21 protein-coding genes are annotated in these 26,824 nt (G+C 63.2%); 14 read left to right on the forward strand and 7 right to left on the reverse strand.

The genetic code is table 11. The annotated features are described in order from the left end of the window. The first annotated feature begins 29 nt into the window (after window positions 1-29). The 9 genes from rbfA (at window position 30) to ACN9MU_RS09015 (ending at window position 13,094) form a co-directional block, all read left to right on the forward strand. Window positions 30-431 carry a 30S ribosome-binding factor RbfA gene (gene rbfA / locus ACN9MU_RS08975; RefSeq protein WP_426169831.1) on the forward strand — a complete coding sequence of 134 codons (402 nt, stop codon included), beginning with the start codon at window positions 30-32 and terminating at the stop codon, window positions 429-431. Further along, window positions 428-1,354: a tRNA pseudouridine(55) synthase TruB gene (gene truB / locus ACN9MU_RS08980; protein WP_426321777.1), complete on the forward strand. Its 927-nt coding sequence runs from the start codon at window positions 428-430 to the stop codon at window positions 1,352-1,354. Before rbfA ends, truB begins: the two co-directional genes overlap by 4 nt. Beyond that, window positions 1,351-1,932 (forward strand): hypothetical protein, encoded by a 582-nt coding sequence (locus ACN9MU_RS08985; protein ID WP_426321779.1) that lies wholly within the window; start codon window positions 1,351-1,353, stop codon window positions 1,930-1,932. Before truB ends, ACN9MU_RS08985 begins: the two co-directional genes overlap by 4 nt. 111 nt (window positions 1,933-2,043) lie before the next feature. Next, window positions 2,044-4,023 (forward strand): M13 family metallopeptidase, encoded by a 1,980-nt coding sequence (locus ACN9MU_RS08990; protein WP_426344442.1) that lies wholly within the window; start codon window positions 2,044-2,046, stop codon window positions 4,021-4,023. Window positions 4,024-4,093: 70 nt separating this feature from the next. Further along, window positions 4,094-5,191, forward strand: coding sequence for a sensor histidine kinase (locus ACN9MU_RS08995; RefSeq protein ID WP_426169842.1), 1,098 nt, complete (start codon window positions 4,094-4,096; stop codon window positions 5,189-5,191). Continuing rightward, a complete protein-coding gene (locus ACN9MU_RS09000; protein WP_426321783.1) occupies window positions 5,188-5,907 on the forward strand; it encodes a LytR/AlgR family response regulator transcription factor in 720 nt (239 codons plus the stop codon). Before ACN9MU_RS08995 ends, ACN9MU_RS09000 begins: the two co-directional genes overlap by 4 nt. Window positions 5,908-5,980: 73 nt before the next feature. Further along, complete coding sequence (typA, locus tag ACN9MU_RS09005) at window positions 5,981-7,816, forward strand: translational GTPase TypA (RefSeq protein ID WP_426169847.1); 1,836 nt, start codon at window positions 5,981-5,983, stop codon at window positions 7,814-7,816. Between the two features lie 308 nt (window positions 7,817-8,124). Beyond that, window positions 8,125-11,178, forward strand: coding sequence for a TonB-dependent receptor (locus ACN9MU_RS09010; protein ID WP_426321785.1), 3,054 nt, complete (start codon window positions 8,125-8,127; stop codon window positions 11,176-11,178). Between the two features lie 8 nt (window positions 11,179-11,186). Beyond that, window positions 11,187-13,094 (forward strand): family 43 glycosylhydrolase, encoded by a 1,908-nt coding sequence (locus tag ACN9MU_RS09015; protein ID WP_426321787.1) that lies wholly within the window; start codon window positions 11,187-11,189, stop codon window positions 13,092-13,094. On the opposite strand, the gene ACN9MU_RS09020 is transcribed toward ACN9MU_RS09015, so the two are convergent. From ACN9MU_RS09020 to ACN9MU_RS09045, 6 genes are read right to left on the reverse strand one after another with little or no spacing between them, the layout of a single operon-like run. Then, window positions 13,081-14,451: an FGGY-family carbohydrate kinase gene (locus ACN9MU_RS09020; protein ID WP_426321789.1), complete on the reverse strand. Its 1,371-nt coding sequence runs from the start codon at window positions 14,449-14,451 to the stop codon at window positions 13,081-13,083. The two genes, ACN9MU_RS09015 and ACN9MU_RS09020, sit on opposite strands and share 14 nt — an antisense overlap. After that, complete coding sequence (locus tag ACN9MU_RS09025) at window positions 14,448-15,464, reverse strand: ABC transporter permease (RefSeq protein ID WP_426321791.1); 1,017 nt, start codon at window positions 15,462-15,464, stop codon at window positions 14,448-14,450. The genes ACN9MU_RS09020 and ACN9MU_RS09025 overlap by 4 nt, the downstream gene beginning before the upstream one ends. Next, window positions 15,461-16,453, reverse strand: a complete 993-nt coding sequence (locus ACN9MU_RS09030; protein WP_426344443.1) for an ABC transporter permease — start codon at window positions 16,451-16,453, stop codon at window positions 15,461-15,463. Before ACN9MU_RS09030 ends, ACN9MU_RS09025 begins: the two co-directional genes overlap by 4 nt. Beyond that, window positions 16,450-17,937, reverse strand: a complete 1,488-nt coding sequence (locus ACN9MU_RS09035; protein ID WP_426169861.1) for a sugar ABC transporter ATP-binding protein — start codon at window positions 17,935-17,937, stop codon at window positions 16,450-16,452. Before ACN9MU_RS09035 ends, ACN9MU_RS09030 begins: the two co-directional genes overlap by 4 nt. A 26-nt stretch (window positions 17,938-17,963) precedes the next feature. Next, window positions 17,964-18,929, reverse strand: coding sequence for a rhamnose ABC transporter substrate-binding protein (gene rhaS, locus ACN9MU_RS09040; RefSeq protein WP_426172152.1), 966 nt, complete (start codon window positions 18,927-18,929; stop codon window positions 17,964-17,966). A 38-nt stretch (window positions 18,930-18,967) separates the two neighbouring features. Continuing rightward, window positions 18,968-19,834 (reverse strand): DeoR/GlpR family DNA-binding transcription regulator, encoded by an 867-nt coding sequence (locus ACN9MU_RS09045; protein ID WP_426321797.1) that lies wholly within the window; start codon window positions 19,832-19,834, stop codon window positions 18,968-18,970. Between the two features lie 277 nt (window positions 19,835-20,111). Here ACN9MU_RS09045 and ACN9MU_RS09050 point away from each other — a divergent pair, with 277 nt between their 5' ends. Genes ACN9MU_RS09050 through ACN9MU_RS09065 form a run of 4 tightly spaced genes read left to right on the forward strand, consistent with a single transcriptional unit; the run spans window position 20,112 to window position 25,279 of the window. Continuing rightward, the gene (locus ACN9MU_RS09050) at window positions 20,112-22,211 is read left to right on the forward strand and encodes a bifunctional rhamnulose-1-phosphate aldolase/short-chain dehydrogenase (protein ID WP_426344444.1); all 2,100 of its coding nucleotides are present in this window, start codon (window positions 20,112-20,114) and stop codon (window positions 22,209-22,211) included. Between the two features lie 21 nt (window positions 22,212-22,232). Further along, window positions 22,233-23,525, forward strand: a complete 1,293-nt coding sequence (gene rhaI / locus ACN9MU_RS09055; protein WP_426344878.1) for an L-rhamnose catabolism isomerase — start codon at window positions 22,233-22,235, stop codon at window positions 23,523-23,525. Between the two features lie 3 nt (window positions 23,526-23,528). After that, the gene (locus tag ACN9MU_RS09060; protein WP_426344445.1) at window positions 23,529-24,965 is read left to right on the forward strand and encodes a glycoside hydrolase family 28 protein; all 1,437 of its coding nucleotides are present in this window, start codon (window positions 23,529-23,531) and stop codon (window positions 24,963-24,965) included. Beyond that, window positions 24,962-25,279 carry an L-rhamnose mutarotase gene (locus ACN9MU_RS09065; RefSeq protein ID WP_426321803.1) on the forward strand — a complete coding sequence of 106 codons (318 nt, stop codon included), beginning with the start codon at window positions 24,962-24,964 and terminating at the stop codon, window positions 25,277-25,279. The genes ACN9MU_RS09060 and ACN9MU_RS09065 overlap by 4 nt, the downstream gene beginning before the upstream one ends. Here ACN9MU_RS09065 and ACN9MU_RS09070 read toward each other — a convergent pair. Further along, window positions 25,267-26,172, reverse strand: a complete 906-nt coding sequence (locus ACN9MU_RS09070) for an alpha/beta hydrolase (RefSeq protein WP_426344446.1) — start codon at window positions 26,170-26,172, stop codon at window positions 25,267-25,269. The two genes, ACN9MU_RS09065 and ACN9MU_RS09070, sit on opposite strands and share 13 nt — an antisense overlap. A 14-nt stretch (window positions 26,173-26,186) precedes the next feature. Between ACN9MU_RS09070 and ACN9MU_RS09075 the strand changes: the two genes are divergently transcribed. Then, window positions 26,187-26,810 (forward strand): 3-keto-disaccharide hydrolase, encoded by a 624-nt coding sequence (locus ACN9MU_RS09075; protein WP_426344447.1) that lies wholly within the window; start codon window positions 26,187-26,189, stop codon window positions 26,808-26,810. The last annotated feature ends 14 nt before the right edge of the window (window positions 26,811-26,824 follow it).

Below are 26,824 nucleotides of genomic sequence, written 5' to 3' on the forward strand. Positions count from 1 at the left end.
GGTTTACCGGTTTAAAAGGAAAGAAAATCATGGCAAAACACAGCAAATCCATCCCCCAGCGCGGCCTGCGCGTGGCGGATCAAATCCAGAAAGACCTGTCCGAGCTGATCGCCTTCGAAGTGAAGGACCCGCGCGTCGGAATGATTACCCTGTCCGAAGTGCAGCTGACGCCCGACTATGCGCATGCGAAAGTCTTCTTCACCACCCTGAAGGACGATCCCGAGTCGATCAAGAACACCCTGGCCGGCCTGGCCGCCGCCGCCGGCTACCTGCGCAACCAGCTGGGCAAGCGCCTGCACATCCACACCTTGCCGCAGCTGCACTTCCTGCACGACATGTCCGCCTCGCGCGGCATGGCGATGTCCGCCCTGATCGACAAGGCCAACGCCACCCGCGCCGCCGACTTCGAAGAAGACAAAGACGAAGAATGACCGAAGCACGTGTAAAGCGCGTGCGCGACGCTGTGAACGGCGTGCTGCTGCTCGATAAGCCGGTTGGCCTGTCCAGCAACGACGCCCTGATCAAGGCCAAGCGCTTCATGAACGCGAAAAAAGCCGGCCACACCGGCACGCTCGACCCGTTTGCCACCGGCCTGCTGCCGCTGTGCTTCGGCGAAGCGACCAAGTTCTCGCAAGACCTGCTGGAAGCCGACAAGACCTACCTGGCCACCGTGCACCTTGGCGTGCGCACCGACACCGGCGACACCGAAGGCCAGGTGCTGGAAACGCGCGACGTCGGCGCGACGCTGGCAGACATTGAAGCCGTGCTGCCCCGTTTCCGCGGCCCGATCAAGCAAGTACCGCCGATGTACTCCGCGCTCAAGCGCGATGGCAAGGCCTTGTACGAATACGCCCGCGAAGGCATTACGCTTGAGCGCGAGGCGCGCGACGTGGTGATCCACAAGCTGGAAATCGTCGGCTATGAGGCGCCGTTCCTGCGCATTGAAGTCACCTGCAGCAAAGGCACTTACATCCGCGTGCTGGGCGAAGACATCGGCGCCGCCCTGGGCTGCGGTGCGCACCTGAATGCCCTGCGCCGTACGCAAGTCGGCGCGCTGACCACCGACAAGATGGTCGCGCTGGAAGACCTGGCCGCCCACGCTGCGCCACGCGAGCTGCTGGCGCCAGTGGACGCTCTGCTGTCCTCTTTCCCGCGCATCTTGCTGAACGCCGACCTTGCGAAACGCTTCCTGCACGGCCAACGCCTGCCGCTCGGCAAAGAGCCGAGCATTGCCGTCCCCACGCCATACGAGGGCCGGGTGCGCATTTACGATGAAGCCGGCCGCCTGCTCGGCACTGGCATCTTCGGCGAATATGCCATCCTGGCGCCGGAGCGCTTGATCGCAGCTGCGTGAAGGCGTACTTTGAACTCGGCGCACCTGACGGCCTCCGCTCCAGGTTTCTCGCCGATGCCGCCGAATTCGAAAGCTGGCTTCTTGACCTGGCAGGAGAACTATCCGGCGAATATCCGCCTGCGGCGCTGGCCAAGCTTGCGGACATTTCACTGCGCGGCGCTGCAGCGCTGAAGACTGCCCATCTGGACGAAGCATGCCTGATCGACCGCCTCATGCACGATTACTGGATCTTCTGCACCATGACCGCCCGGCATGGAGAGCAGGACGTCACGCCGGCGACCGGGCATTGCTACCCGATGGAGCTCGCGCGGGTCCTGCCGGCTGCCAGCCCCGAAGTGTGCGAATACTATCGGCGCCTGTTCGCGGGCAACACGCTGGCTGAGTGCAGCGGCCATACTTTTCGATCGGCAGACGGCGTGTTCCGCTGGTCCTGGCTCTTGCCGCATGAGGTGGCGGATTTTTGCGACAGGTTGCAGGACCATGCACATTCCGAAAGCGAAGATGCAGTACGCGAGACTCTCGCGCTACTCCGTATGGCAAAGGACGAGCGAAGCAGTCTGCTGATTTCGATTGCCTGAGCGCCCAGGTTTTTTGCCACTTGTCCCCGCATAGCGCCGTTCGGCCCCTTTTTTTCCAGGCTCAAGGAAGAGGTCCGAGAATGAACCACCAATTCATTCGAAAGGCTCACCATGAAACTGCTGAAGCTTGCCAGCCTGGCCGTGCTGGCTTCCCTCGCCGCCCAGGCCGGCGCCGCTGCGCCGCGCATCCAGGATGACCTGTACCGGGCCGTCAACGGCGCCTGGATCGAGACCACCACTATTCCCGCCAGCCGCACCGAGTCCTACGGTGCGGAGCTGCCCGATATCGTCGATCAACGCGTGCGCGAAATCGTCGAGGAGCTGTCCGCGCGGCCGCAGCGCGCGGGCAGCATTGAGCGCAAGATCGGCAGCTACTACGCGGCCTACCTGGATACCGGACGGATTGAAAAGGCAGGCTTGGCGCCGGTCCGGCCCTTGTTGGCCGAGATTGACGCGATTGGCAATCGCCGTGAGCTGGCCCGGTGGATGGGACGGGCGCAGGGACGCATCGAGACGCCGCTGTGGCTGTGGGGCGGCTTTGCCGACTTCAAGGATCCGACGCTGAACCGCGTCATGATGTGGCAAGGCGGGCTTGGCTTGCCGAGCCGGGATTACTATCTGTCGCCGGACGACGTTCCGATGGCGAAAGCGCGCGCGGCCTACCGCGAGTACCTTGCGGCGCTGGCGGCGCTGGCGGGCCAGCCGCAGCCCGCAGCGATGGCTGCACGCGTGTTGGCGCTTGAACAGCGCATTGCTGCAGTCCAGCTTCCGCTGGCGCAGGCGCGCGATCCGGCGCTGATGCACAACCCGATGAACGCGGGCGAGCTGCTGCGGCATGCGCCCGGCATCGACTGGCCGGCCTTCATGCGCGCCGCCAGCATGCCCGTGGACGAGGCGGTAACGGTGGCGCAGCTTGCGCCGGCCAAGGCCATTGCCGCGCTGTTCGCCGCAGTTCCCCTGGACGACTGGAAGATGTACTTCAAGCTGCGCAGCCTGGACGAAGCGGCACCGGTATTGCCGAAGGCTTTTCGCGACGCCAGGTTTGCTTTCAGGGGCAGGGCCCTTGGCGGCCTGGGCGCTGAAGCGCCGCGTGCCGAAAGCGCGATCATCGAGCTCAGCACGGCCTTGAGCGAACCGTTAAGCAAAGTGTATGTCGAACGCCATTTCCCGGCTGCGCACAAGGCGCGCGTGAGCGCCATGGTCGATCACCTGCTGGGCGCCTATAGCGAGGTGATTGCCGACAGCAGCTGGATGTCCGCGGCGACACGTGAGCAGGCATTGGCCAAACTGTCCAAATACCAGGCCAAGATCGGGTATCCGGAGCAGTGGCGCGATTATGCCGGGCTTGTCGTGCGTGACGGCGATGCCCTTGGCAACCGTCACCGAGCGCGTCGTTTCGAGTGGGAATACAAGGCGGCGCAGGCGGGCAAACCGATGGACCGCAGCGCATGGGCAATGTCCCCGATTGCCGTCAACGCTTTCTACGATCCGATGCTGAACGAAATCAACTTGCCGGCCGGCCTGCTGCAGGCGCCCTTGTTCGACATGGCAGCGGACGATGCGGCCAACTACGGCGGTATCGGGGTCCAGATTGCCCATGAGATCAGCCACGGTTTCGATTCGATGGGCGCGCAGTTTGATGGCGATGGCGTCATGCGCAACTGGTGGACCGATGCCGATCGCAAAGCTTTCGAGGAAATCGGGCAGCGTCTGCAAGCGCAGTACGCGCGCTACGAGGCCTTGCCGGGCAAGTACGTCAACGGCGCCATGACGCTGGCGGAGAATATGGCCGATCTGGCCGGGCTGCAGGTGGCGTTCCGCGCGTATCAGCTCGCATCTGCCGGCAAAGTCGTGCCGCTGGTGGACGGCTTCAGTGGCGAGCAGCGCTTTTTCCTGAACTTTGCAAAAAGCTGGCGCAAGAAGGCGCGCGACGAACGGGTGCTGCAGCTGCTGGCGTCCGATCCCCATGCGCCGAACGAGTTTCGCGCCAATGGGCCGGCAGTGAACGTCGACGCCTTCCATGAGGCGTTCGCCACCAAGCCGGGCGATGCCATGTTCAAGCCGGCGGATGAGCGTATTCGGGCGTGGTGAGGCGCATAGCTCGCTTATTGCATAAAAGTCACCTAGAATGCGGTACTCGAATCCTTTGCCTGCCACCTGCATGCGTCAACCCTTCTTCTTCCCGCGCGACAGGCAGTTCTGGATCTTCCATGGCAGCGCGCTCGCCCTTGGCTTTGCGGTGTCGGCATTGATGATCTATTTCGCCGGCTACCGCGTCGCCAGCAAGCTGCTGGCAAGCACGGTGTGGATGCCGGTATACACGGTGGCAGTGCTGTGTTTCCGCTGGCTTTACCTGCGCCGCGCATGGCAGCGACTGTCCATGGGACGCCTTGTTTTCATCGCGGTGGGCTACAGCGCGGTGGCGGGCATCGCCATCGGGGGGCTGGTCGTGTCGCTTGTCGCTCCGCCGTTCATCGGCGATGTGCGTGTCCAGTACCAGGCTCTCGGGATGTCGTTCGATCCCCGGCGCTATTACTTCGATTCGTTCGTTGAACAGGCGGTGCAAAGCCAGCTCTTTGTCTGCATCTGGTGCTTCATCTATACCAGCGTCACCTCGATGCGACGCATTCGGGAGACGGAATTGCAGACCTTGCGTCTGCAAAACGGCTTGAAGGAAGCCCAGTTGAGCAGCCTGTCAAACCAGCTCAACCCCCATTTCCTGTTCAACGCCTTGAACAACATCCGTTTCATGATGCATGAGGACGTGCAGTTGGCCGACCGCATGACGACGTCGCTGTCGGACATCTTGCGCTATTCACTGGAAAGCAGTCGCCATGACAAGGTGAGCTTGCGGCGTGAGCTGGCCATCATCCACCAGTACGTGGACATCGTGAAGATCCAGCTGGAAGAGCGCATGGATTTCGCGATCCGCATTCCCGAGCAATTGCACGGCGCCCTGGTGCCGCCGATGGTGCTGCAGATGCTGGTTGAAAATGCGGTCAAGCATGGCCTGGAGAACCTCCAGCGCGGCGGCAGGCTGGCGGTGGACCTGGCCGACCGCGGTGATTGCCTCGTATTCGAAGTCTGCAACGATACGCCGCAACAGGCGCCCGGCAAGACAGGCGGCATGGGTATCGGTTTGCAGAATATCGAACGCCGCTTGAAGCTGCTGTATGGCGAACTGGCCGCCATGCTGGTCGAGCGCAGCGCCGGCCAGTTTAAAGTGACCGTGACATTACCCAAGGAATATGCAAAGTGAAAGCTGTTGTCGTTGAAGATTCCCGCCTGGCGCGCGAAGGGCTGGTGCGCATGCTGCAGGCTTTCCCCGCGATGGACGTGATCGGACAGGCGGACCATCCGAGCACGGCGCTGGCATTGATGCGGGAGACGCGGCCCGAAGTTGTTTTCCTCGACATCCATATGCCCGGTGCCACAGGCTTTGATTTGCTGGAGCAGCTCGATTATGTGCCGCGCGTGATATTCACCACCGCCTATTCGGAACATGCCATCCGTTCCTTCGACTTCCATACGGTCGATTATCTCCTGAAGCCGATCAGCGCCGAACGCCTGGCCCTGGCCATAGCCAAGCTGACGGGTGCCCCCGGCGCCTCGGACGAGGGTGAGGCGCACAAGCCGGAACTGGAATTTAACAGCAGGATCTTTATCAAGGATGGCGACCGCTGCCACCTGGTGTCGCTTGACGCGATCCATTACATCGAGAGCTGCAGGAACTACGTACGGGTGTTCTTCGGCGAGAAGAGCGCCTACGTCAAGAAGTCGTTGAACAGCATTGAGGCCCGCCTGCCCAGGCAGTTCTTCTTCCGCGCCAATCGCCAGCACATCGTCAACCTGCAGTCCATTGTGCGCATCGAGGAGTCGATGAATCTAGGCTACGACGTGACCCTCGCCTGCGGCAAGGTGCTGGAAATTTCGCGCCGCAACGCAGCCGAGTTGAAAGAGCTGCTCAGTTTCTAAGTCGCGCCACACCATGCTATACTAGTGGGTTCAGTGCTTCCGCACGTGCAGAATTCCTGTCAATACACAAATCATGTCTAATACTAAACGCGCAATTCGCAACATCGCCATCATCGCCCACGTTGACCATGGCAAAACCACCCTGGTGGACCAGCTGCTGAAGCAATCCGGTACCTTCCGCGAGAACCAGCAGGTTGACAACCGCGTCATGGACTCCAACGATCTGGAGAAAGAACGCGGCATTACCATCCTGTCGAAGAACTGCGCCGTTGAGTACGAAGGCACCCACATCAACATCGTCGACACCCCAGGCCACGCCGACTTCGGCGGCGAAGTGGAGCGCGTGCTGTCGATGGTCGACTCCGTGCTGCTGCTGGTCGACGCGCAGGAAGGCCCGATGCCTCAGACCCGTTTCGTCACCCGCAAGGCGCTGGCCCTGGGCCTGAAGCCGATCGTGGTGCTGAACAAGATCGACCGTCCCGGCGCGCGCGCTGACTGGGCGATCAACCAGACCTTCGAACTGTTCGACAAGCTGGGCGCAACCGATGAACAGCTGGACTTCCCGATCATCTACGCATCGGGCCTGAACGGCTACGCCGGCCTGACCGAAGACGTGCGCGGCGGCGACATGAAGCCGCTGTTCGAAGCGATCCTGAAGTACGTGCCGGTGCGCGACGACAATCCGGACGGCCCGCTGCAGATGCAAATCACCTCGCTGGACTACTCGTCCTACGTGGGCAAGATCGGTATCGGCCGTATCAACCGTGGCCGCGTGAAAGCAGGCCAGGACGTGGTCGTTGTCGACGGTCCAGGCGCTACCCCGATCAAGGGCCGCATCAACCAGGTGCTGAACTTCAAGGGCCTGGAGCGCGTGCTGGTTGACGAAGCTGTCGCAGGCGACATCGTCCTGATCAACGGTATCGAGGAAATCGGCATCGGTTCCACCGTGTGCGCGGCCGACACCCCTGATCCGCTGCCAATGCTGACCGTGGATGAACCAACCCTGACCATGAACTTCATGGTCAACACCTCGCCGCTGGCTGGCCGCGAAGGCAAGTTCGTGACCTCGCGCCAACTGCGCGACCGCCTGGACAAGGAACTGAAATCCAACGTGGCACTGCGCGTTGCCCCGACCGATGACGACACGATCTTCGAAGTGTCCGGCCGCGGCGAACTGCACCTGACCATCCTGATCGAGAACATGCGTCGCGAAGGTTTCGAAATGGCCGTGTCGCGTCCACGCGTTGTGTTCAAGATGGTGGACGGCGTGCGCCACGAGCCGTACGAAATGCTGTCGGTTGACGTCGAAGAAGCCAACCAGGGCGGCGTGATGGAAGAACTGGGCCGCCGCCGTGGCGACCTGCAGAACATGGAATCGGACGGCAAGGGCCGTGTGCGCCTGGAGTACCGTATTCCTGCGCGCGGCCTGATCGGCTTCCAGGGCGAATTCATGACCCTGACCCGCGGTACCGGCCTGATGTCGCACGTGTTCGACGCCTACGCTCCGGTCGACACCTCCAAGGGTGAAATGGCTGGCCGCCGCAACGGCGTGATGATCTCCCAGGACGACGGCCAGGCCGTTGCCTATGCGCTGTGGAAGCTGCAGGACCGCGGCCGCATGTTCGTGGTGCACAACGACCCAGTGTATGAAGGCATGATCATCGGTATCCACTCGCGCGACAACGACCTGGTCGTGAACCCGATCAAGGGCAAGCAGCTGACCAACGTGCGCGCTTCCGGCACCGACGAGGCAGTGCGCCTGGTTCCGCCAGTCCAGCTGTCGCTGGAATACGCAGTGGAATTCATCGAGGACGACGAGCTGGTGGAAATCACGCCTAAGTCGATCCGCCTGCGCAAGCGCTACCTGAAGGAACACGAGCGCAAGCGCGCTTCCAAAGAAAACGCGTAATCGCCTCAGCGCATCGCGCCAGCCCGCCGCCTCGCAAGAGCCGGCGGGCTTTTTCTTTGCGCCTGCGCGTAACAAGCAATCACCGGATTGATCGTTTGCGCATTGCAGCAAGCATATCCTTATTCGTAGAACGCCTTTAACTGGGGGTTTTTTTCAACACTTTGATCATCGTAGTGATTCTTTGGCAGAGCCGTGATTTTTCGTTACAGGGCTCACTTAGAATCGGCTCACCAAGCAAGCAAAACTACAACAAGGAGATCACCGTGAGTCAGCCGCAGTACAGGAAAGTCCGACTGTTCAATCGAACGATGTACATTTTGGTATCGCAACTGGTCGCCAGCGGCGCCTTTGCGCAGGAGGCGGAGCAGCAAGCGACGCATGTGGTGACCGTCAGCGGCACGCGTGCTTCCGTGGCGTCGGCCATCGAACGCAAGATCCGCAGCAGCACCGTCTCCGATTCGCTGGTGGCGGAAGACGTGAACCAGTTCCCGGACAAGAACGTGGGCGAGGCGCTGTCGCGCATCACCGGCGTGCAGTTGACCCGCGATTTCGGCGAAGGCTCGCAGGTCTCCATCCGCGGCGTTGAGCCGGACCTGAACCGGGTGGAGATCAACGGCATGTCGGTGCTGGCCACGGGTGATGGCGGCGGCCGCGGCGCGGAATTACGCGAGCTGGCATCGGAACTGATCCAGTCGATCGACGTCTACAAAGGAACCACCGCCGACCTGACGGAAGGCGGCGTAGGCGGTACGGTGGTCATCACCACGCGCAAGCCGCTGGACTTCACCAAGCCCACCCTCAGCACTACAATTTCGGCCGAACGCGCGACGAGCCGTGGCGGCGCGCAGCCGCGTGCCAGCTTGCTGCTGGCCGACAAATACCTGGACGGCAAGCTGGGCCTGATGGCCAATATCGTCTACGACAAGGTTTTCACCCGCAACGACTACGCGCGCAATACTTCGTGGCGCTTCCTGCGCGACTGGGACTTCTCGCCGGAGAAGACCGTCACCAGCCTTGACCCGGCCGTGGCGGCTGTGAGCACGCCTGCCGGCTGCGCGTCGACGACGCTGACCTCGGCCCAGCGCACCGCCTGCAACGCGCAATGGTCCGACTATTCGCCGGGTATTTCGCGCTACGGCATCTGGACCCGCGACCATCAACGCACTTCGGCGGAACTGACGGCGCAATACCAGTTCACGCCGGGCTTGCGGGCCTTTGTCAGCTACGAAGGCAATGACCAGGACCAGCGCCTGAATGACCGCAACTTCGGCACGGACCTGGGCAACGTCAGCCGCCTGTCCAATGCCGGCACCGCGCCGGTGTATAACCCCGCCACAGGCGTCCCGACCACCGCAGGCAGCTGCGTGGGCGTCCCAACCACGAACACTCCCGCAGGCGTCACGGTGCAGAACCATTATGTGACCCAATACACAGTCGGCAACTGCCTGTATGTGGGCGGCGCCGGCGGACAGGGCGCCTTCGGTACGTCGGCGCGCGACTTCTCGCTGAAGGTCCGCTCGGATTACCTGTCCACGGGATTCAACTGGAAGACCGGCGCCTGGGAGGTGGACGGTTTGCTGAATACGTCGAAGTCCAAATACAGCTCGCAGAGCAATAATATTTCGATGACGCAGAATGCGCCCGGCCTGAAGGTGTCGCTGGATGCGCAAGGCTTGCCGCATTTCGAATTCCCGTCAGGGTATTCGCCGGATGCCAACACCTCCTATACGCAAGTACAGCTGCAATACCGGCCTTCGGAAACCAAGAACACGGAAGACCAGGGCAAGCTGGATTTCAAGTACAAGCTGGATAACCCATTCTTCCGCAAGCTGTGGTTCGGCGTGCAGGGCCGCCGCTCGACGGCGCAAAAATATGGCGGCGGCGGCTACCTGGCCAGCAACGGTGCGAACCTGGCCTCGACTGCGGACGACGTCAACGTATTGCAGGCCAATGTCAACCAGACGCTGATCTACGATCCTTTGAACAAGACCGGTGTCGTGCGTGCTGCGGACGTGCAGCCGTTTATCTCGTCGACTTCTTCGACCAAGTACATCAATGCGGCGCAGATGGAAGCGCTGGTGGCCGCCGTGCGCGGAACTTCGCCGGGCACCTTCTTCAAGGGCTTCGATGGCGTCAGCAACATGCCTTCGGGCTGGTTGAGCCCCAACTACCAGGCAGCGGCGCCTTATTTCGATACGTCGAATTTTACCCACCAATACCTGTACAACGCACCGGGCAGCGACGGCAAGACCTATCCGCAGATTCCTGCATTCAAGGCGGAGGAACGCGTGCTTGCCGGCTACGGCCGCCTGGACTTCAGCACCGAGCTGGCAGAGCGCCAACTCTTCGGCAACATCGGCGTGCGTTATGCCCGTACCCAGGAAAGTGCCACCGGTCTGGCGAAATACCAGGTGCGGGTCGCCACCGCGCCTGGCAGCACGTCTTTCGTCGACCGCGTCATTTCCAACGGCATCGCTACCGTCGACAACACCTATCACGACTGGATGCCGAGCGTGAACGCCGGCTTGTGGCTTGTCCCCGACACTTTCCTGGTCCGCACCGCCTGGGGCAAAGTGCTGGCGCGTCCGAAGATCGACTTGCTGGTGCCGAACGCCACCTGTACCGCAGGCAGTGGCCTGGCGCAATTCGGGGGCGATGGCGTTGACGACTGCAAGGCCGGCAACCCTGACCTGAAGCCATACCGCGCAACCAATACTGACCTGAGCCTGGAATACTATCCAAGCAAGGATACCCAGTTGAGCATGGGCCTGTTCAACAAGAAGATCACCAGCTACATCGTCGACAAGGCGGTAGTGCCCAAGGTCGACTTGTTCAAGGATGGCGTGCTGTTCGACGTGACCCAACCGATCAACGGCCAGGGCGCAACCACCAAGGGCATCGAGCTGACGGCACGCACGGCCTTGACCATGCTGCCTGGCTGGCTCGGTGGTTTCGGCATCGATACCAACTACACGCGCATGAAGTTCAAGTACGCTGCCGGCACGGCGCTGGTGAATGCCCTGGACGGGACCGAGCTGCCATATCCGGGCTTGTCGAAGAACAGCTACAACATCGCCTTCTGGTATGACCGCAATGAGTACAACGCACGTATCGCATATACTTATCGCGACCGCTTCTTCACCGGCGGTAATGACGTGTCGGGTAATCCGAACTTCCAGGAGAAGACAGGCTTCCTGGATGCGAAATTCCAGTACCGCTTCAACAAGAACCTGACCTTCTCCATCGAGGGCAAGAACTTGACCGACCAGGAACAAGTCACCGATGCCGGCGACCTGTTCCGCGTGAACGAGCTGGCCTTCTCCGGACGTCGATATTTTGTGAGCCTGACTTATACGCACTAAGGAGTAAGATGGTTGCACGCTTCCTTGTAGTTTTGCTGGCTTTGCTGGCGATGGGGGAGGCGTCTGCCAATCCCCTGGTCCTGCAGCGCGCCGATCCACAGGTGCTGCTGCAGGACGACGGCAATTACTATCTCGCCGCCACCGTTCCAGAATATGACCGCATCGAGCTGCGCCGCGCGCCCACGCTGGAAGGCCTGGGCAAGGCCGAAGCACATGTGGTCTGGCGCAAGCATGCGAAAGGCGAAATGGGCGCGCATATCTGGGCTCCCGAGCTGCACCAGATCGGCGGCAAGTGGTACATCTACTTCACGGCCGGCCGTTCGGATGCGATCTGGGAAATCCGCTTGTACGTGCTGGAGAATAGTTCGCCCGATCCCTTCAAGGGCGAGTGGATAGAGCGCGGCCAACTGAAGACCGGCAGGGAGTCCTTCTCTCTCGATGCCACCACCTTCGCGTTGCGCGGCCAGCGCTACCTGTTGTGGACGCAGAGCGATCCCGATCCTGCCAGGAAGGCGACCAACATCTATATCGCGAAGATGGATTCGCCGCTGTCGATCAAGGGCCCGGCAACCATGTTGTCGACACCCGATTTCGCGTGGGAGAAGAAAGGCCATAACGTGAACGAGGCACCGGCTGCGCTGGTGCGCAACGGGCGCGTGTTCGTGACTTATTCCGCCAGCGCGACGGACGCGAACTATGCCTTGGGGATGCTGACCGCGCGCGACGATGCCGACCTGCTCGACGCTCGCTCGTGGAGCAAGTCGCCCGAGCCGGTACTGCGCAGCAGCGTTGCGAACGGCCAGTTCGGACCGGGACATAACTCCTTTACCACAACACCGGACGGCAAGACGGATATCCTGGTCTACCATGCGCGCAATTACCGCGACATCAAGGGCGATTCACTGCTCGACCAGAATCGCCACACCCGTGCGCAGGCAATTCGCTGGCGCGCCGACGGTACGCCGGATTTCGGCGAGCCGGTGCCCGACGATGCCGGGGCTGTGGCCCCCAAACCGCTGTTCCGCGACCCGGTGCATGACGGCGCGGCAGACCCGGTCGTCATCTGGAATCCGTTCGTGGGGCGGTGGTGGATGTTCTATACCAACCGCCGTGCCAACGTCCCGGGCCTGGCTGATATCGCCTGGGTCCACGGTACGCGCATCGGCATTGCCGAATCGGATGATATGGGGGCGCATTGGCGCTACGTGGGCACGGCCAACATCACGCTGCCGGAGGAGCTGGGCGGGGCCGGTGCGACGCAATGGGCGCCGGACGTGGTGCGTGCGCCCGATGGCCGCTATCACATGTTCCTGACGGTGGTGCCGGGCGTCTTCAACGACTGGAAGCATCCGCGCCATATCGTTCACCTGACCAGCGGCGATTTGCGCAACTGGGGCGATGCGAAGGAAGTGCCGTTGGCTGTGCCGAAGGTGATCGACGCCAGCGTCGTAGCGCTGCCCGAAGGCGGCTGGCGCATGTGGTACAACAATGAGGCGGACAAGAAGTCGATCTATTTCGCAGACAGCGCGGACCTGGTGAAATGGACTGACCGCGGCCGCGCCATCGGCGACCAGGCCGGTGAAGGGCCAAAGGTATTTCGTTGGAAGGACAGTTGGTGGATGGTGACCGATGTTTGGCAAGGCCTGGGCGTGTACCGCTCCTCAGACGCCTTGAACTGGAAGCGCCAGCCGGGCTACCTGCTGCAGCAGCCAGGCAATGGGGAGGACGACCGCGCGATCGGTGGGCATCCGGATGTAGTGGTCAGCGGCGAGCGCGCATTCCTGTTCTATTTCACGCATCCGGACGGGAAGGGCACGCGCCGCTCCAGCATCCAGGTGGTGGAATTGGCCAGCGACGGCCAGGTACTGCATGCCGAGCGCGATGCTGCGGCACGCGTCATGCTCATCCCTCAATAAGTTCGCGCCAGCGCTGGCGGTAGGCTTGCAGGCCGTCCAGCGCAAGCGCTTCGGCGGCTTGGCCCTGCAGTTGGGGCGTGCCTTCGCGGCGATGCAGCAGCCAGCCGCCGCAAGTTGTTCCGCTGGTATCGTTAGTTGCCAGCACGTGGCCGGTGCGCAGCGCTGCCAGCACCGGAGCGAAGTACGCATTTCCGGTAAAAGCTCCCTCGACCACCACATCGCCGCGCACGCCCAGCGCATCCAGGCAGTAATCGCACATCAGGACGAGGTACAGCGTCGCCAGGGCTGAACGTTCCGCAGCGCTCGTCGGCGCCGGTCCGGCAATGCCGCCATTGCGCCGTGCGAAGGGGCCCGCCTGGGCGAATGCCGGCAGCGCGAACGTGGCCTGGTGCACGATGGCCGCCAGGTCGCTTGCCAGGAAGTCCGTCGGCGGTGTGCCGTCCGTGCCGCTGGCGATCGCGCCGAATTCCCTTCCGCCCATGAAGCGCATGCAGGGCACCGGTTGCGCGAAAGCGCTGCTGTTGGCCAGCATGTCCGCCTTCTCGCGCAAGCCGTCGAGCGCCATGCCGGGGGCGGCGGCGATGACCCAGGTGCCGGTGGAGAGCACGGCTGGGGCGGCAGGCGCGCCAAGGTGGCGCAGCAGGGACGCATTGCTGTCGTGGATGCCGCACAGTACCTGGCAATCGACCGGCAAGCCGGATTGCGCCGCCAGTTCGGGCTTGAGCGTGCCAAGCGCGTGCCAGGCGGGCTGCAAGGGCGGCAGCAGTGCATGCCAGCCCATGCGCTCCACCAGGGCGGTGTAAGCCTGCCTTGCGGGCTGCCACAAGTCGGTATGGCAGCCCAACGACGTCACTTCGCCCGCCGCCACCCCGCACAGGCGCCAGGCCCAATACTGCGGATACATCAGGATGTGCTGTGTTTGCGCGAACTCGTCGGGGTAGGCTTGTGCCAGCCATGCCAGCTGGCTGCCCAGGTTCAAGCCGGCGGGCAGGCGCGGCGAGTAGCTGCTTGTGTAGGCAGGCCGCAGCGCATCGTAGCGTTGCACGTGTGCGGCTGGAAGCACGTATTCATAATCCAGTACCGGCAGCACCAGGCCGTCGCGGTTGACCAGCGCCGCCGTGGCGCCATGCGTGACGGGTACGATGGCGCCAATAGCGGCCTGGCCGGCAAACTGGCGCAGCACGCCCAGCATCCAGTGCCAGATGCCTTCCGTGTCGTGATGCGGATAGGGGCCATCCTGCAGGATGGTATTGGACCGGCGTTGCTCGGTAAGCTGGCTGCCGTCAGCGGCGATCAGGGTCAGCTTGGCGTTGGTCTTGCCGATGTCGAGGACGACGGTGGCGCGCCGGTCGCTCATTTCGCCACCTTGCGACCGCGCAGCAGGCGCGGCAAGGCAATCGCCACCAGCAGCAATACGCCAACGGCAATCGTCATGTAAATGCCAGGCACGTTAGCCAGCGACAGGCCGAAGGTGACGGCACCCAGCGTCAACACGGCAAGCATCACGCCGCCGATGGTGCCGATGCCGCCGGCGATGCTGACGCCGCCGAGGATCACCATCGTGATCGCTTCGAGCTCCCAGCCCATGGCGATGTTGGGGCGCGTGCTGCCTATGCGGCCGGTCAGGAGGAAGGCGGCCAGGCCGGCCATGGCGCCCGCCAGGACGAACAGCATGAAGCGGTAGCGTTCCACGGCGATGCCGGAAAAGCGCGCCGCCACCGGGTTGTTGCCGATAGCGTAGATGCGCCGCCCCCAACTGGTGGCGTGCAGCACGAAGGCGAACAGGGCGGCACACAGCAGCAATACGGTGAATTCACGCGGCAGGACGCCGAAGAAATAGCCCTGGCCCCAGTCGGCCATCAGCTGCGGGTAGCCGGTGAAAGCCTGGTCGCCCAGCACCACGCTGGCGAGGCCGCGGAACACCGACACCGTGCCGATCGTGACGACGATGGAGGGCAGGGCGAAATGCGTTACCAGCACGCCATTCAGGGCGCCGCATGCCATGCCGGTCAGCAGGGCTACCAGGAACAGGGATTCCGGCGGCCAGCCGGCGCTGTTGGCCAGGCCCATCGCAACGGAGCTGAGCGCGAGGATGCCGGCCACGGAAATGTCGATCTCGCGGCAGATGATCAACAGGGCCATTGGCAGCGCAAGAAGGGCCTTCTCGCTGAAGTTGAAGGTGCCGTCGGCCAGGTTGTCCAGGTCCAGGAAATGCGGCAGCAGTGTGCCGTTGACGGCGAACACCGCGACGAGCAGCAGGGCGAGCATGGATTCCCAGCGCCCGAGCAGGGCGCCGAGCCGGAAGCCGGGACGATCGAGGATGGTGTAGCGAGAGGTGCTTGGAGCGGTCATGGTCTGGGCGGAGTTCATGCGGCACTCCTGGCGGGATTATTCAGGTGCAGCTGCAGGATCTGGCGCCCTTTGCTGCGGCCGCCGCGTGCATTGATCAGCACCGCGACCAGGATGACGATGCCGGTCAGTGCGCTTTGCCAGAATGGCGATACCTTGACCACCGGCAGGGCGTTGCCGATCACGGCGAGGAACAGCGCGCCGAGGACCGCGCCCGTCACGGAACCGCAGCCGCCGGCAATGCTGATGCCGCCGATGACGCAGGCTGCAATGACGGTGAACTCAAAGCCGTAAGCGATTTCGGTATAGGCCACGGCATAGCGCGCCACCCACAGGTAGCCGCACAGGCCGGCCACGGCGCCGGACAGGCCGTAAGTCCACAGCAGTCGGCGCGCGATCGGAATGCCGACGTAGCGCGCCGACGCCGGCTCGTTGCCGATGGCGTACAGGTCGCGGCCAAAGCGGCTGTGGCGCGCTACGTACCACGCTGCGAGCGCGGTGGCTGCGGCGATCCAGACCAGGTGGGTCAGGCCGAGCAGGCGTTCAAGCGGGAAAGCAATGAACTGCGCCGGCATCTGGTGCGAATTGACCCAGGCGCCGCCCGAAAGCACGAAGACCAGGCCGCGATAGACGCTCATGGTGCCTAGCGTGACGACGATGGGCGGCAGTTCAAGGTAGCCGACCAGCCAGCCATTGAGCAGGCCAAGCACGAGGCCCAGAGCCGTCGCCGCCAGCATGACGAAGGCAAGCGGCAAGCCGGGATTGCGCGACGCCAGCAGGGCGGCAGCCATGCCGCAGAGCGCAAGGGTGGACGCTACCGACAGGTCGACACCGCGCGTGACAATCACCAGCATTTGCGCCAGTGCCAGCATGACCAGCAAGGTGCCGTCGGTCAGCAGGTTGGCCAGGCTGGGCGCGGTCAGGAATACCGGCGCGCGCCAGCCGACCAGCAAGGCCAGGGCGGCAATCGAAAGCGCAAGCTGGGCTTCGCGTTGCTTCAATATCTTCATGCCGTCTCCATCTCCAATCCTGACGCGGCGGCCACCACGTTCTCGGGCGTGGCTTCACCGCGCTTGAATACCTGCTTCACATGACCCTTGTGCATGACCAGAACGCGGTCGGCCAGGCCCAGTACTTCCGGCAATTCGGAAGAGACGAGAATGACCGACAAGCCTTGCTCGACCAGCCTGCTGACGAAGCGGTGCACGGCGGCTTTGGAACCAATATCGATGCCCTTGGTCGGTTCGTCCAGGATGATGACCTTCGGCTGCGTTGCCAGCCATTTGCCCAGCACGACTTTCTGCTGGTTGCCTCCGGAGAGTTCGCTCACGTTCTGCAGCAGGTGGCTGGCCTTGAGTTCCAGCTGCTCGCTGTAGTGGCGCGCAATTGCGCATTCCTCGGCACGCCGCCGGCGCAGCAAGAAGCCAACGCGCGAAAGGATCGGCAGCGTGATGTTCTGCAGAATCGGCATCGACAGATGGGCGCCCTGGTGCTGGCGGTCTTCCGGCACGTAGGCGATGCCGTGACGGATCGCGTCCAGCGGCCCTCGGATGTGCAGCGCCTTGCCTTCCAGCCTGATGCTGCCGCTGACGTTGGCGGTCAGGCCGAACAGGCCCTGCATCACTTCCGAGCGGCCGGCGCCGACCAGGCCATAGAAGCCGAGGATCTCGCCGCGCCGCAGCTGGAAGCTGACCTGGTCAAATTCGGTGGGGTGGCACAAGCCTTCCACCTCCAGCAACACTTCGCCCGGCTCCACGCTAGCCTTGGGGTAGGCCTCGTGCACCGCCCGTCCAACCATGAGGGCGACCAGGCCGGCTTCATCGATGTCGGACAGCGCACCAGCAGCGATGAACTGCCCGTCGCGCAGCACCGTGTAGCTGTCGGCGACGGTAAATATCTCATCGAACTTGTGCGAAATGAAAATCACCGCCGTGCCGGCCGCGCGCAACTGGCCGATGATGCGGTACAGCTCCTGGATCTCATGCTGCGAGAGGGAAGCGGTCGGTTCGTCCATGATGACCACGCGCGCTTCCTGCGACAGGGCGCGGGCGATTTCGACGAAGTGTCGCTGCGCGACGCTCAGGTCCTTGACGCGGGCGCGAACCGGCAACGACACTTCGAGCCGCGCGAACAGACGCTCCGCTTCCGCTTCGATCAGCTTCCAGTCGATATGGCCCGCGCGGCTTGGGTGGCGGCCGACGTAGATGTTCTCGGCTACGGTCAGCTCGTCGAACATCACGGTTTCCTGGTGCACGGCAGTGATCCCCGCGCGCATGGCGTCCTGCGGACAAGTGAATGCCACGTCCTGGCCGGCGAGGCGAACGACGCCTTCGTCCGGCGTGTAGATCCCGGTGAGAGTCTTGACCAGGGTCGACTTGCCGGCGCCGTTCTCGCCCACCAAGGCCATGACTTCGCCTGCGCGTACAGAGAGGCTGACCTTGTTCAGCGCCACGATGCCGGCAAAACGCTTGCTGATGCCAGAAAGTTCCAGCACTGGTGCCTTGTTTTCCTGCATGGCGCTCAGAAGATACTGGAGAACTGGTCGACGTTCTCCTTGTTGTAGGTGAACGGCGGCGCCATGGCGGCTTCGCCGTGCGCGTCGAGCGAAATCGCGCCCATGCGGCCGGCGTTGATGCTGCCACCGGCCTTGGCTCCCGGCTCGCCCTTGACGAAGCCGTAGGCCGCATACGTTGCCGCGTAGCCCAGGTCGATCGGGTTCCAGATCGCGAACTCGCGTACTGCGCCGCTCTTGACGTGACCTGCCATTTCCGATGGCAGGCCAAGGCCAGTGACGAAGACCTTGCCGACCAGCTTTTCGTCCACTACTGCCTTGCTGGCTGCGTTGATGCCGACGGTGGTCGGGGCGATAATGGCTTTCAGTTGGGGATTGCTGCGCAACAGGCCGATGGCTTCGCGGTAGCTTTTGTCGGACTGGTCGTCGCCATACACGGTGGCGACCAGCTTGAGTTTGGCAAACTCTGGCTTGGCCAGTTCGTCCTTCATCACCTTGATCCAGATGTTCTGGTTTGTCGCCTGGGCCGATGCGGACAGGATCGCGATGTCGCCCGCGCCGCCGATGGCGTCGGAAGCCATCTGCACCTGCTTGCGGCCGATCAGCTGCGCATTGGAAGGATTGAGGTGCATCTGGCGGCCTTCTTCGGCCAGACCGCTGTCGAAGGAGATCACCTTGATCCCGCGCTGCATGGCCTTCTTGGCGATCGGCACCAACGCGTTCGGGTCGTTGGCCGAGATCACGATAGCGCTAACCTTCTGGCTGATCAAAGAGTTGATGATCTCGATCTGGCCTTCCGCGCTGGGCGTGGTGGGGCCGGTGTAGATAATCTCCACGTTCTTCAACTGTGCCGCCGCCTCGTTGGCGCCGGCATGGGCGGCATCGAAGAAACCGTTGCCGAGGCTCTTGACCACCATCGCGATGCGGATTTTCTCGGGCGCTTTTTGGGTGCAACCGGCGACGGCCGCCAGCATGCCTGCGGCGAAGGCCGCAATGACTAATCTCCTGGATTTCAATGCGAAGTCTCCGTGTGGTAAAGCGCTGCAGGCTGGAAGTCGAAGTTGGGTGCGAATGCGGCTGGGCTGATTGTTTGCGGCAGTGCCTCTGGCGCCACCGTGACAACGTTGACGCCGGATTGTTCCAGCAGCTGCACGGCGTAGTCGGAGGCATTGGTGTCGGTGATAACAGTCGAAACGCGATTCAGGCCGCACAGGATCAGGCCCGCTTTCTTGGCGAACTTGGAGCTGTCGGCCAGCACGATCAGTTCCTCGGCCTGGCTGATCAGGCGCTGCTCGGCCTGGATCAAGAGCGGATCGGCCTCCATCAGGCCAAGCAGGGACAGGCCGTACACGCTCATGAACATCTTGGCGGCGTAATGGTGCTGGGTGATGTCGTTGTCGAAGGGGCTGAGAATCACGTTCTGCTCGCGATACACTTTTCCGCCCGGGAGAATGATTTCGTTATCGCTCGAGACCAGCAGGCGCTCCGCCATCAGGAAGGAATTGGTCAGGATCTTCAGGTGCTTGTCGGTCAGGAACTCGGCCATCATGAAGGTCGTCGTTCCGCCGTTGATGATGATCGTTTCGCCATCGCCGCACATGCTGGCGGCATAGCGTGCAATGGCGCGCTTGCGCTCCGCATGGCACTGGATGTTGTTCTGGAAGGTTTCGCTCGTGAGCGGGAAGCCGCGCTTTTTCTGCGGCAGGTTGGCTGCGCCGCCCCTGGTACGCGTCAGGAGGTTGCGGGCGGCCAGCCAGCTGATGTCGCGCCGCACCGTGGCAGGCGAGGCGCAAAGCCATTCGACCAGTTGCGGAACGCTGGCTGTCGTATGTTCCGCGAGCAGCTTGAGCAAACGTTTACGGCGCTTGTGATTCACCATCTTCGTCTCCTTATGTTGTGCCTTCCCTCGGTTCCGGAGCCGGGCCGGGTGGCTACTTTATTAAATCGAGGCTAATCAATCCGCCGGCACAGGTCAATCAAGTGATGATCAATTCGCTGATTATTTCGGGATTTGCTGTGACTGATAACCAAATGCGATCAACGATATGATTATTTCGTTCTTGGTCATCATGTTGATTGCTTTCGCATTGACACTCCACCGGCGCCTGATTTCTACTGGTTTCCAGGCAAATCAACCAACCAATACGGAGAAAGTAATGCAAGATTCAAGGCAGAAGGCGGCGATTGCATCGCTGTGGGACGATGCGAAGGCGGCCGCCATGAGCGAGCCGGAGCTGCTGCTGTACCGTTCCAACCTGCTCGGATCGGACCTGCGCATCACCAATTTCGGCGGCGGCAACACCTCGGCCAAGGTGATGATGGAAGATCCACTGACCGGCGGCCAGGTCGAAGTGCTGTGGGTGAAAGGCTCCGGCGGTGACCTGGGCAGCATCAGGAACGACGGTTTCTCGACCCTGTACATGGACAAGCTGCAGGCGCTCAAGCAGCGCTATCGCGGCCTTGAGCACGAAGACGAGATGGTGGGCTACCTGCCGCACTGCACCTTCAACCTGAATCCGCGCGCGGCTTCGATCGACACGCCGCTGCATGCCTACATCGACCGCAAGCATGTAGACCACATGCATCCCGATTCCGTGGTCGCAATTGCGGCCTGCGCCAACAGCAAGGCGTTGACGCAGAAGATCTTCGAAGGTGAACTGGGCTGGCTGCCATGGCAGCGCCCGGGCTATGACCTGGGCCTGAAACTGGAGGCCCTGTCGCAAAGCCAGCCGGAGCTGAAGGGCATCATCCTGGAGGGCCACGGCTTGTTCACGTGGGGCGACAGCGCCAAGTCCTGCTACGAAACCACGCTGGCCATCATTAAGCGCGCCGAGGAATGGCTGGCCGCGAACATCCGGCAGCCGGTCTTCGGCGGCGCGGCGATCGCGCCGATAGCTGCGCAGGAGCGCGCCGACCTGGCCGCGCGCCTGATGCCCATCCTGCGCGGGAAAATCAGCAAGACCGAATTCAAGCTGGGCCACTTCGACGACAGCGACGCCGTGCTGGAATTCGTCTGCAGCCGCGACCTGAAGCCGCTGGCTGCGCTGGGCACGTCCTGCCCCGACCACTTCCTGCGCACCAAGATCCGTCCGTTTGTGATCGACTTCGATCCTGCCCGTCCGGATTTCGAGGCGCTGGTGGCGGGACTGGATGCCAGCCTGGAAGCCTACCGCGCCGACTACACGGCCTACTATGAGCGCTGCAAGCGGGCCAACAGCCCCGCAGTGCGCGACGCCAACCCGATCATCTACCTGATTCCCGGCGTAGGCATGCTGTCCTTCGCCAAGGACAAGGCAACCGCCCGCATCGCCGGCGAGTTCTATGTCAACGCGATCAACGTGATGCGCGGCGCGAATGGCGTCGACAGCTACGTCGGCCTGCCGGAGCAGGAGGCCTTCGACATCGAATACTGGCTGCTGGAAGAAGCCAAGCTGCAGCGCATGCCCAAGCCGAAGTCGCTGGCCGGGCGCATTGCCTTGGTGACGGGCGGCGCCGGCGGCATCGGCCAGGCGGTGGCGCGCCAGCTGCTGCAGGAGGGCGCCTGCGTGCTGCTGACCGATATCGACAACGATGTGCTGGCCGAGGCGCACCAGGCGCTGGCCAGGGTGGCCGGCAAGGACAATGTGGCGAGCATCGTGGCCGACGTGACCAGCGAGTCGGCGGTGGAAGCGGTGTTGCGCGAATCGGCGCTGCGCTTCGGCGGTGTGGACCTGCTGGTGTCGAATGCCGGTATCGCGTCGTCTGCGCCGCTGGAGGAAACCACCCTGGAGATCTGGCAGCGCAACCAGGACATCCTGGTCAAGGGTTACTTCCTCGCCAGCCGCGGCGCCTTCCGCATCATGAAGCAGCAGAAGCTGGGCGGGAGCATGGTCTTCGTCGCCAGCAAGAATGGGCTGGTGGCGTCTGCCGGCGCGTCGGCCTACTGTACCGCCAAGGCGGCGGAAATCCACCTGGCGCGCTGCGTGGCGCTGGAAGGCGCGCCGCACGGCATCCGTGTCAACGTGGTCAATCCGGATGCTGTGATCCGGGGCTCGCGGATCTGGGATGGAAAATGGAAGCAGGAACGGGCACAATCGAACAAGATCGATGCGGACGACGTGGAGGCCTTCTACCGCGACCGCAGCATGCTGAAACGCAGCGTGCTGCCGGAAGACATTGCGGAAGCGGTGTATTTCCTGGCCAGCGACAAGGCTGGCAAGAGTACCGGCAACGTGCTCAATGTCGATGCCGGCAACGCGGCAGCCTTCACACGATAAGCGGCGCAACAAGGAGACATGATGACGGCAGTAGTCAAGCAGGACCAGGTGGCGGAACATAACGCCACCCTGCAGGCGGGACTGGATGCGGATTACGCAGCCCTGGGCGGCATGCTGGGGCGGCGCGGCGTTGATATAGAGCAGCTCACCGCCGTGGCGCAAACATTTGCGGTGGCCTTGCCCAGCTGGGGCGTCGGCACCGGCGGCACCCGCTTCGCGCGTTTCCCGGGCAAAGGGGAGCCGCGCAATGTGTTCGAGAAGGTGGAAGACTGCGGCGTGATCCACCAGCTGACGCGCGCCACGCCGACTGTTTCGCTGCATTTCCCCTGGGACCGTACCGACGACCCGAAGGCGCTGCGCGAGCAGGCTGCGTCGTACGGCTTGGGCTTCGATGCGGTCAATTCCAATACTTTCCAGGACCAGCCGGGCCAGCAGCACAGCTACAAGTACGGCAGCCTGACTGCGCAGAGTGCCGAAGCCCGCGCGCAGGCCGTTGCGCACAATATCGAATGCATTGAGCTTGGCAAGGCGCTGGGCTCGAAGGCGCTGACGGTATGGGTGGGCGATGGCGCCAACTTCCCGGGGCAGCATAACCTGCGCGGGGCGCTGGAGCGTTACCTGGACAGCATGCGCGACATCTACGGCGCGCTGCCGGCGGACTGGCAGGTATTCATCGAGCACAAGCTGTTCGAGCCGGCCTTCTACGCCACCACCATCGCCGACTGGGGCACCAGCTTTGCCTGCGCGCAGCAACTGGGCGAGAAGGCGAAATGCCTGGTTGACCTGGGTCACCACGCGCCCAATACCAATATCGAAATGATCGTCGCGCGGCTGGCGCAGTTCGGCAAGCTGGGCGGATTCCACTTCAACGACAGCAAGTACGGCGACGACGACCTGGATTCGGGCAGCATCAACCCGTTTCAGCTGTTCCTGGTGTTTAACGAGCTGGCCGATGCTGCGCAGCGCGATACGGCATTGCAGCCCGCCTATATGCTGGACCAGTCGCACAATGTCACCGATCCGATCGAAAGCCTGATGAATAGCGCGGCCGAAGTGCAGCGCGCCTTCGTGCAGGCGGCCCTGGTCGACCGCGCGGCGCTGCGCCGCTACCAGGAAGCGAACGACGTGCTGCAGTCCGCGCAGACGCTGAAGCAGGCCTACCGCACGGACGTCAGCCCGATCCTGGCCATGGCAAGGCTGCGCTCCGGCGGCGCAATCGATCCGGTTGCGGTATACCGTGCTTCCGGCTATCGCGAACAGGCGGCGGTGCGTCGCCCGGCCAAGGCCGGCGCCAGCAGCAGCGGCATCGTTTAAGGCGTGCTGCGCTACCTTGCCGCCGTACTGCTGGCCTTGGCCCAGGCCTGTGGCGCTGCGCACGCGGCAAGTGCCGCCACGGTGGCCGAATTTGGTGCGAAAGGCGACGGTGTCACGCCGGATACGGTCGCTATCCAGCGCGCTATCGATGCTGCCGCGTCGAAGGGCGGCGGCACCGTCAGCTTCCGGCCCGGCATTTACCTGACCGGCTCGATCTTCGTCAAATCCGGCGTCACGCTGTACATCGGCAAGGGCGTGACCTTGCTCGGGTCCCAGCGCATCGAGGACTATCCCGTCATGCCGACCCGCATTGCCGGCATCGAAATGAGCTGGCCGGCCGCGCTGGTCAACCTCTATGGGCAGAAGGGCGCGGCGATTGAAGGCGAGGGCACGATCGATGGCGACGGCAAGGTTTTCTGGCACAGCTACTGGACGCTGCGCAAGCAATATGAGCCGCGCGGCCTGCGCTGGGCATCGGATTACGATGCCCAGCGCCCGCGCCTGGTGCAGGTTTTCAACAGCAATGACGTCAGGGTGGGCGGCGGCCTGCTTCTGCGCCGTTCCGGCTTCTGGACCCTGCATATCTGCTATTCGGAGAACGTGACGGTGGACGGCGTCACCATCCGTAACAATGAGGGCGGGCGCGGGCCGTCGACGGACGGCATCGACATCGATTCGTCGCGCAAGGTGTTGGTGCAGAACGCTGATATCGCCGTCAACGACGATGCACTCTGCATGAAGGCTGGCCGCGACGCGGACGGCCAGCGTGTGGCGCGGCCGACGGAAGACGTGATCATTCGCAATTCCATCGTGCGCGACGGCGCCGCCGGCATCACGTTCGGCAGCGAGACTGCCGGAGGCTTCCGCAATGTGGAGGCCTACAACATCACCGTGGAGCGCGCGGTACCCGTCGGCATCCTGTTCAAGTCGGCCCACACACGCGGAGGCTTCGGCGAGAACCTGCGCCTGCACGACTTCACGATGAAGGACGTTGCGGTGGTTCTGCGCATTACGATGAACTGGAACCCCAGCTACAGTTACGCCGCCATACCGCCCGGGATGAAAGACGTGCCGCCGTACTGGAAAGTGCTGGCGACGCCGGTGCCGCGCGAAAAAGGCATCGCGCATTTCCACGACGTGGAGGTCAGGAAGATCAAGGCAACCGGCGCTGCCACGGCCTTTGAAGTCAGTGGCTACAAGGAGGCGCCCCTGCAGCGCTTTACCCTCGACAAGCTGGAAATTCAGGCTGCCAAAGGCGGCCATCTGTACGACATCGACGGCTGGCGCATCACCAACAGCCGGCTGGAACTGGGTGCGCCGCTCGAGATGGAAGACGCCCGCGGCGTGCAAGGCCTGCCGCAAGGGAGCTTCATCGTGCGTCCGGCTGCGCCGAGGGTGGATCCATCGAAAAGGAGTTTTGAGGAACAGGACAAGACATGACGACGACCCGAGCATTCCGCATGAAGCTGAAACCCGGCATGGTGGAAGAATACCGCCGCCGCCACGATGAACTGTGGCCAGACCTGGCGCAGGCGCTGGAAGAGGCCGGGATCTACGACTATTCGATCTTCCTCGACGAAGAGACGCTGCACCTGTTTGCGGTCCTCAAACTCAGGCCGGATCACAGCATCGATGCACTGCCGCAGCAGCCGGTCATGCGCAAATGGTGGGATTACATGGCGGACCTGATGGAGACGGTGCCCGGCAACCGTCCCCGCGAATGGCCCCTGCAGCCGATGTTCTACTTCGCTTGAGGCGTCGCCAGCAGGCCGCGTGCGCGCAGCCACTCCTCGGCGCGCCTTGGCCAGGCCGAAGCCGTGCCAAGGTTGTCGCGCATGCCCATGCCGTGCGAGCCCTGTTCGAACAAATACATTTCAGTCGGCACCTTGTGGCGGGTCAGGGCCTGGTAGAACAGGACGCTGTTCTCGACCGGCACCGACTGGTCAGCCTGGGTGTGGATCAGCAGCGTCGGCGGCGTGCGCGGGGTGACCTGCTTCTCAAGCGACATCAGCTCGATCAGGTCCGGCGACGGTGCCGCGCCAAGCAAGGCTTTGCGCGAACCCTGGTGGGCGGCTGGGCCGTCCAGCGTGATCACCGGGTACATCAGGACCAGGAAGTCGGGCCGCGCGCTGACGGCGTCGAGCGCTGCGCCGGTGCGGCCGGCGGGATGGTCGAACAGGGTGCCGGCGCTGGCCGCCAGGTGGCCACCGGCGGAACTGCCCATGACGCCGATGCGGTTCGGGTCGATGCCGAATTCGGCTGCGCGCGAGCGCACTAGGCGGACTGCGCGCAGCACGTCCTGCAGCGGGGCCGGGTGGCCGAACTCCTGCATCCGGTAATTCAGTACGAAGCTGGTGACGCCGAGGGTGCTGAGCCAGTTGGCATATTGGTAGCCTTCGCGCATGGCGGACTGCCGCACGTAGCCCCCGCCCGGCGCGATGATGACGGCGGTGCCGTTGGGGCGGTCGATCGCGGCGGGAACGACGGTCAGCGTCGGCACGCTGGTATTGGAGATATAGCCGTCCTTGCGTACTTCGGCGCCGATATTGCGTGCACCCGGCACGCCTTCGGGCCACAATGGCAGTTCGGCGGCTTGCGCGAGCAGGGCGCCGGCGGACAGGATCAGGAACAGCAGTGTTTTCTTCATAGGGAGTCCAGGTGGTGAATCGACGAATTCTTGTTGCGGCTTTGGCGCTGGCCCTGGCTGGCGGCGCGGCGGCAGCCGATATGTTCAATGGCCGCGATTTCAGCGGATGGGAACTGCGCACGGAGCCCGCGGCGGCGATCGACAGCGTATTCAACGTTCAGCCGGGCGGCGTTATTGCGGCCAGCGGTTCGCCGCTCGGCTTCCTGGCGACCAAGGCCAGCTACCGCAACTACAAGCTGCACGTGGAATGGCGCTGGCCGGGCAAGACCGGCAACGGCGGCGTGCTGCTGCACATCAGCGACGGCCCGCTGGACCGCGTCTGGCCTCTGAGCCAGCAGGTCCAGACCAAGTTCGGCGCTGTGGGCGACCTGCTGCCGATGGCGGGCGCCAGCTTCGCCGAACCACTGACCGGCGACAAGCCGGCGCTCAAGGCACATATTGCGCCAGCCAGCGAGAAGCCGGCAGGGGAGTGGAATGCCGCCGATATCGTCAGCCGCGACGGCGTGATCGAAGTGACCATCAACGGCGTGCTGCAGAACCGCATCAGCGGGGCGGCGCCGCGCGAGGGACGCATCGGCTTCCAGCTGGAGGGCACGCCGTACGAGCTGCGCGCGGTGACGGTGACGCCTCTCGACTGAGGCGGCGCCACGCC

The sequence above is a fragment of the Pseudoduganella sp. R-32 genome, assembly GCF_049913245.1.
Classification (GTDB): domain Bacteria; phylum Pseudomonadota; class Gammaproteobacteria; order Burkholderiales; family Burkholderiaceae_D; genus Rugamonas.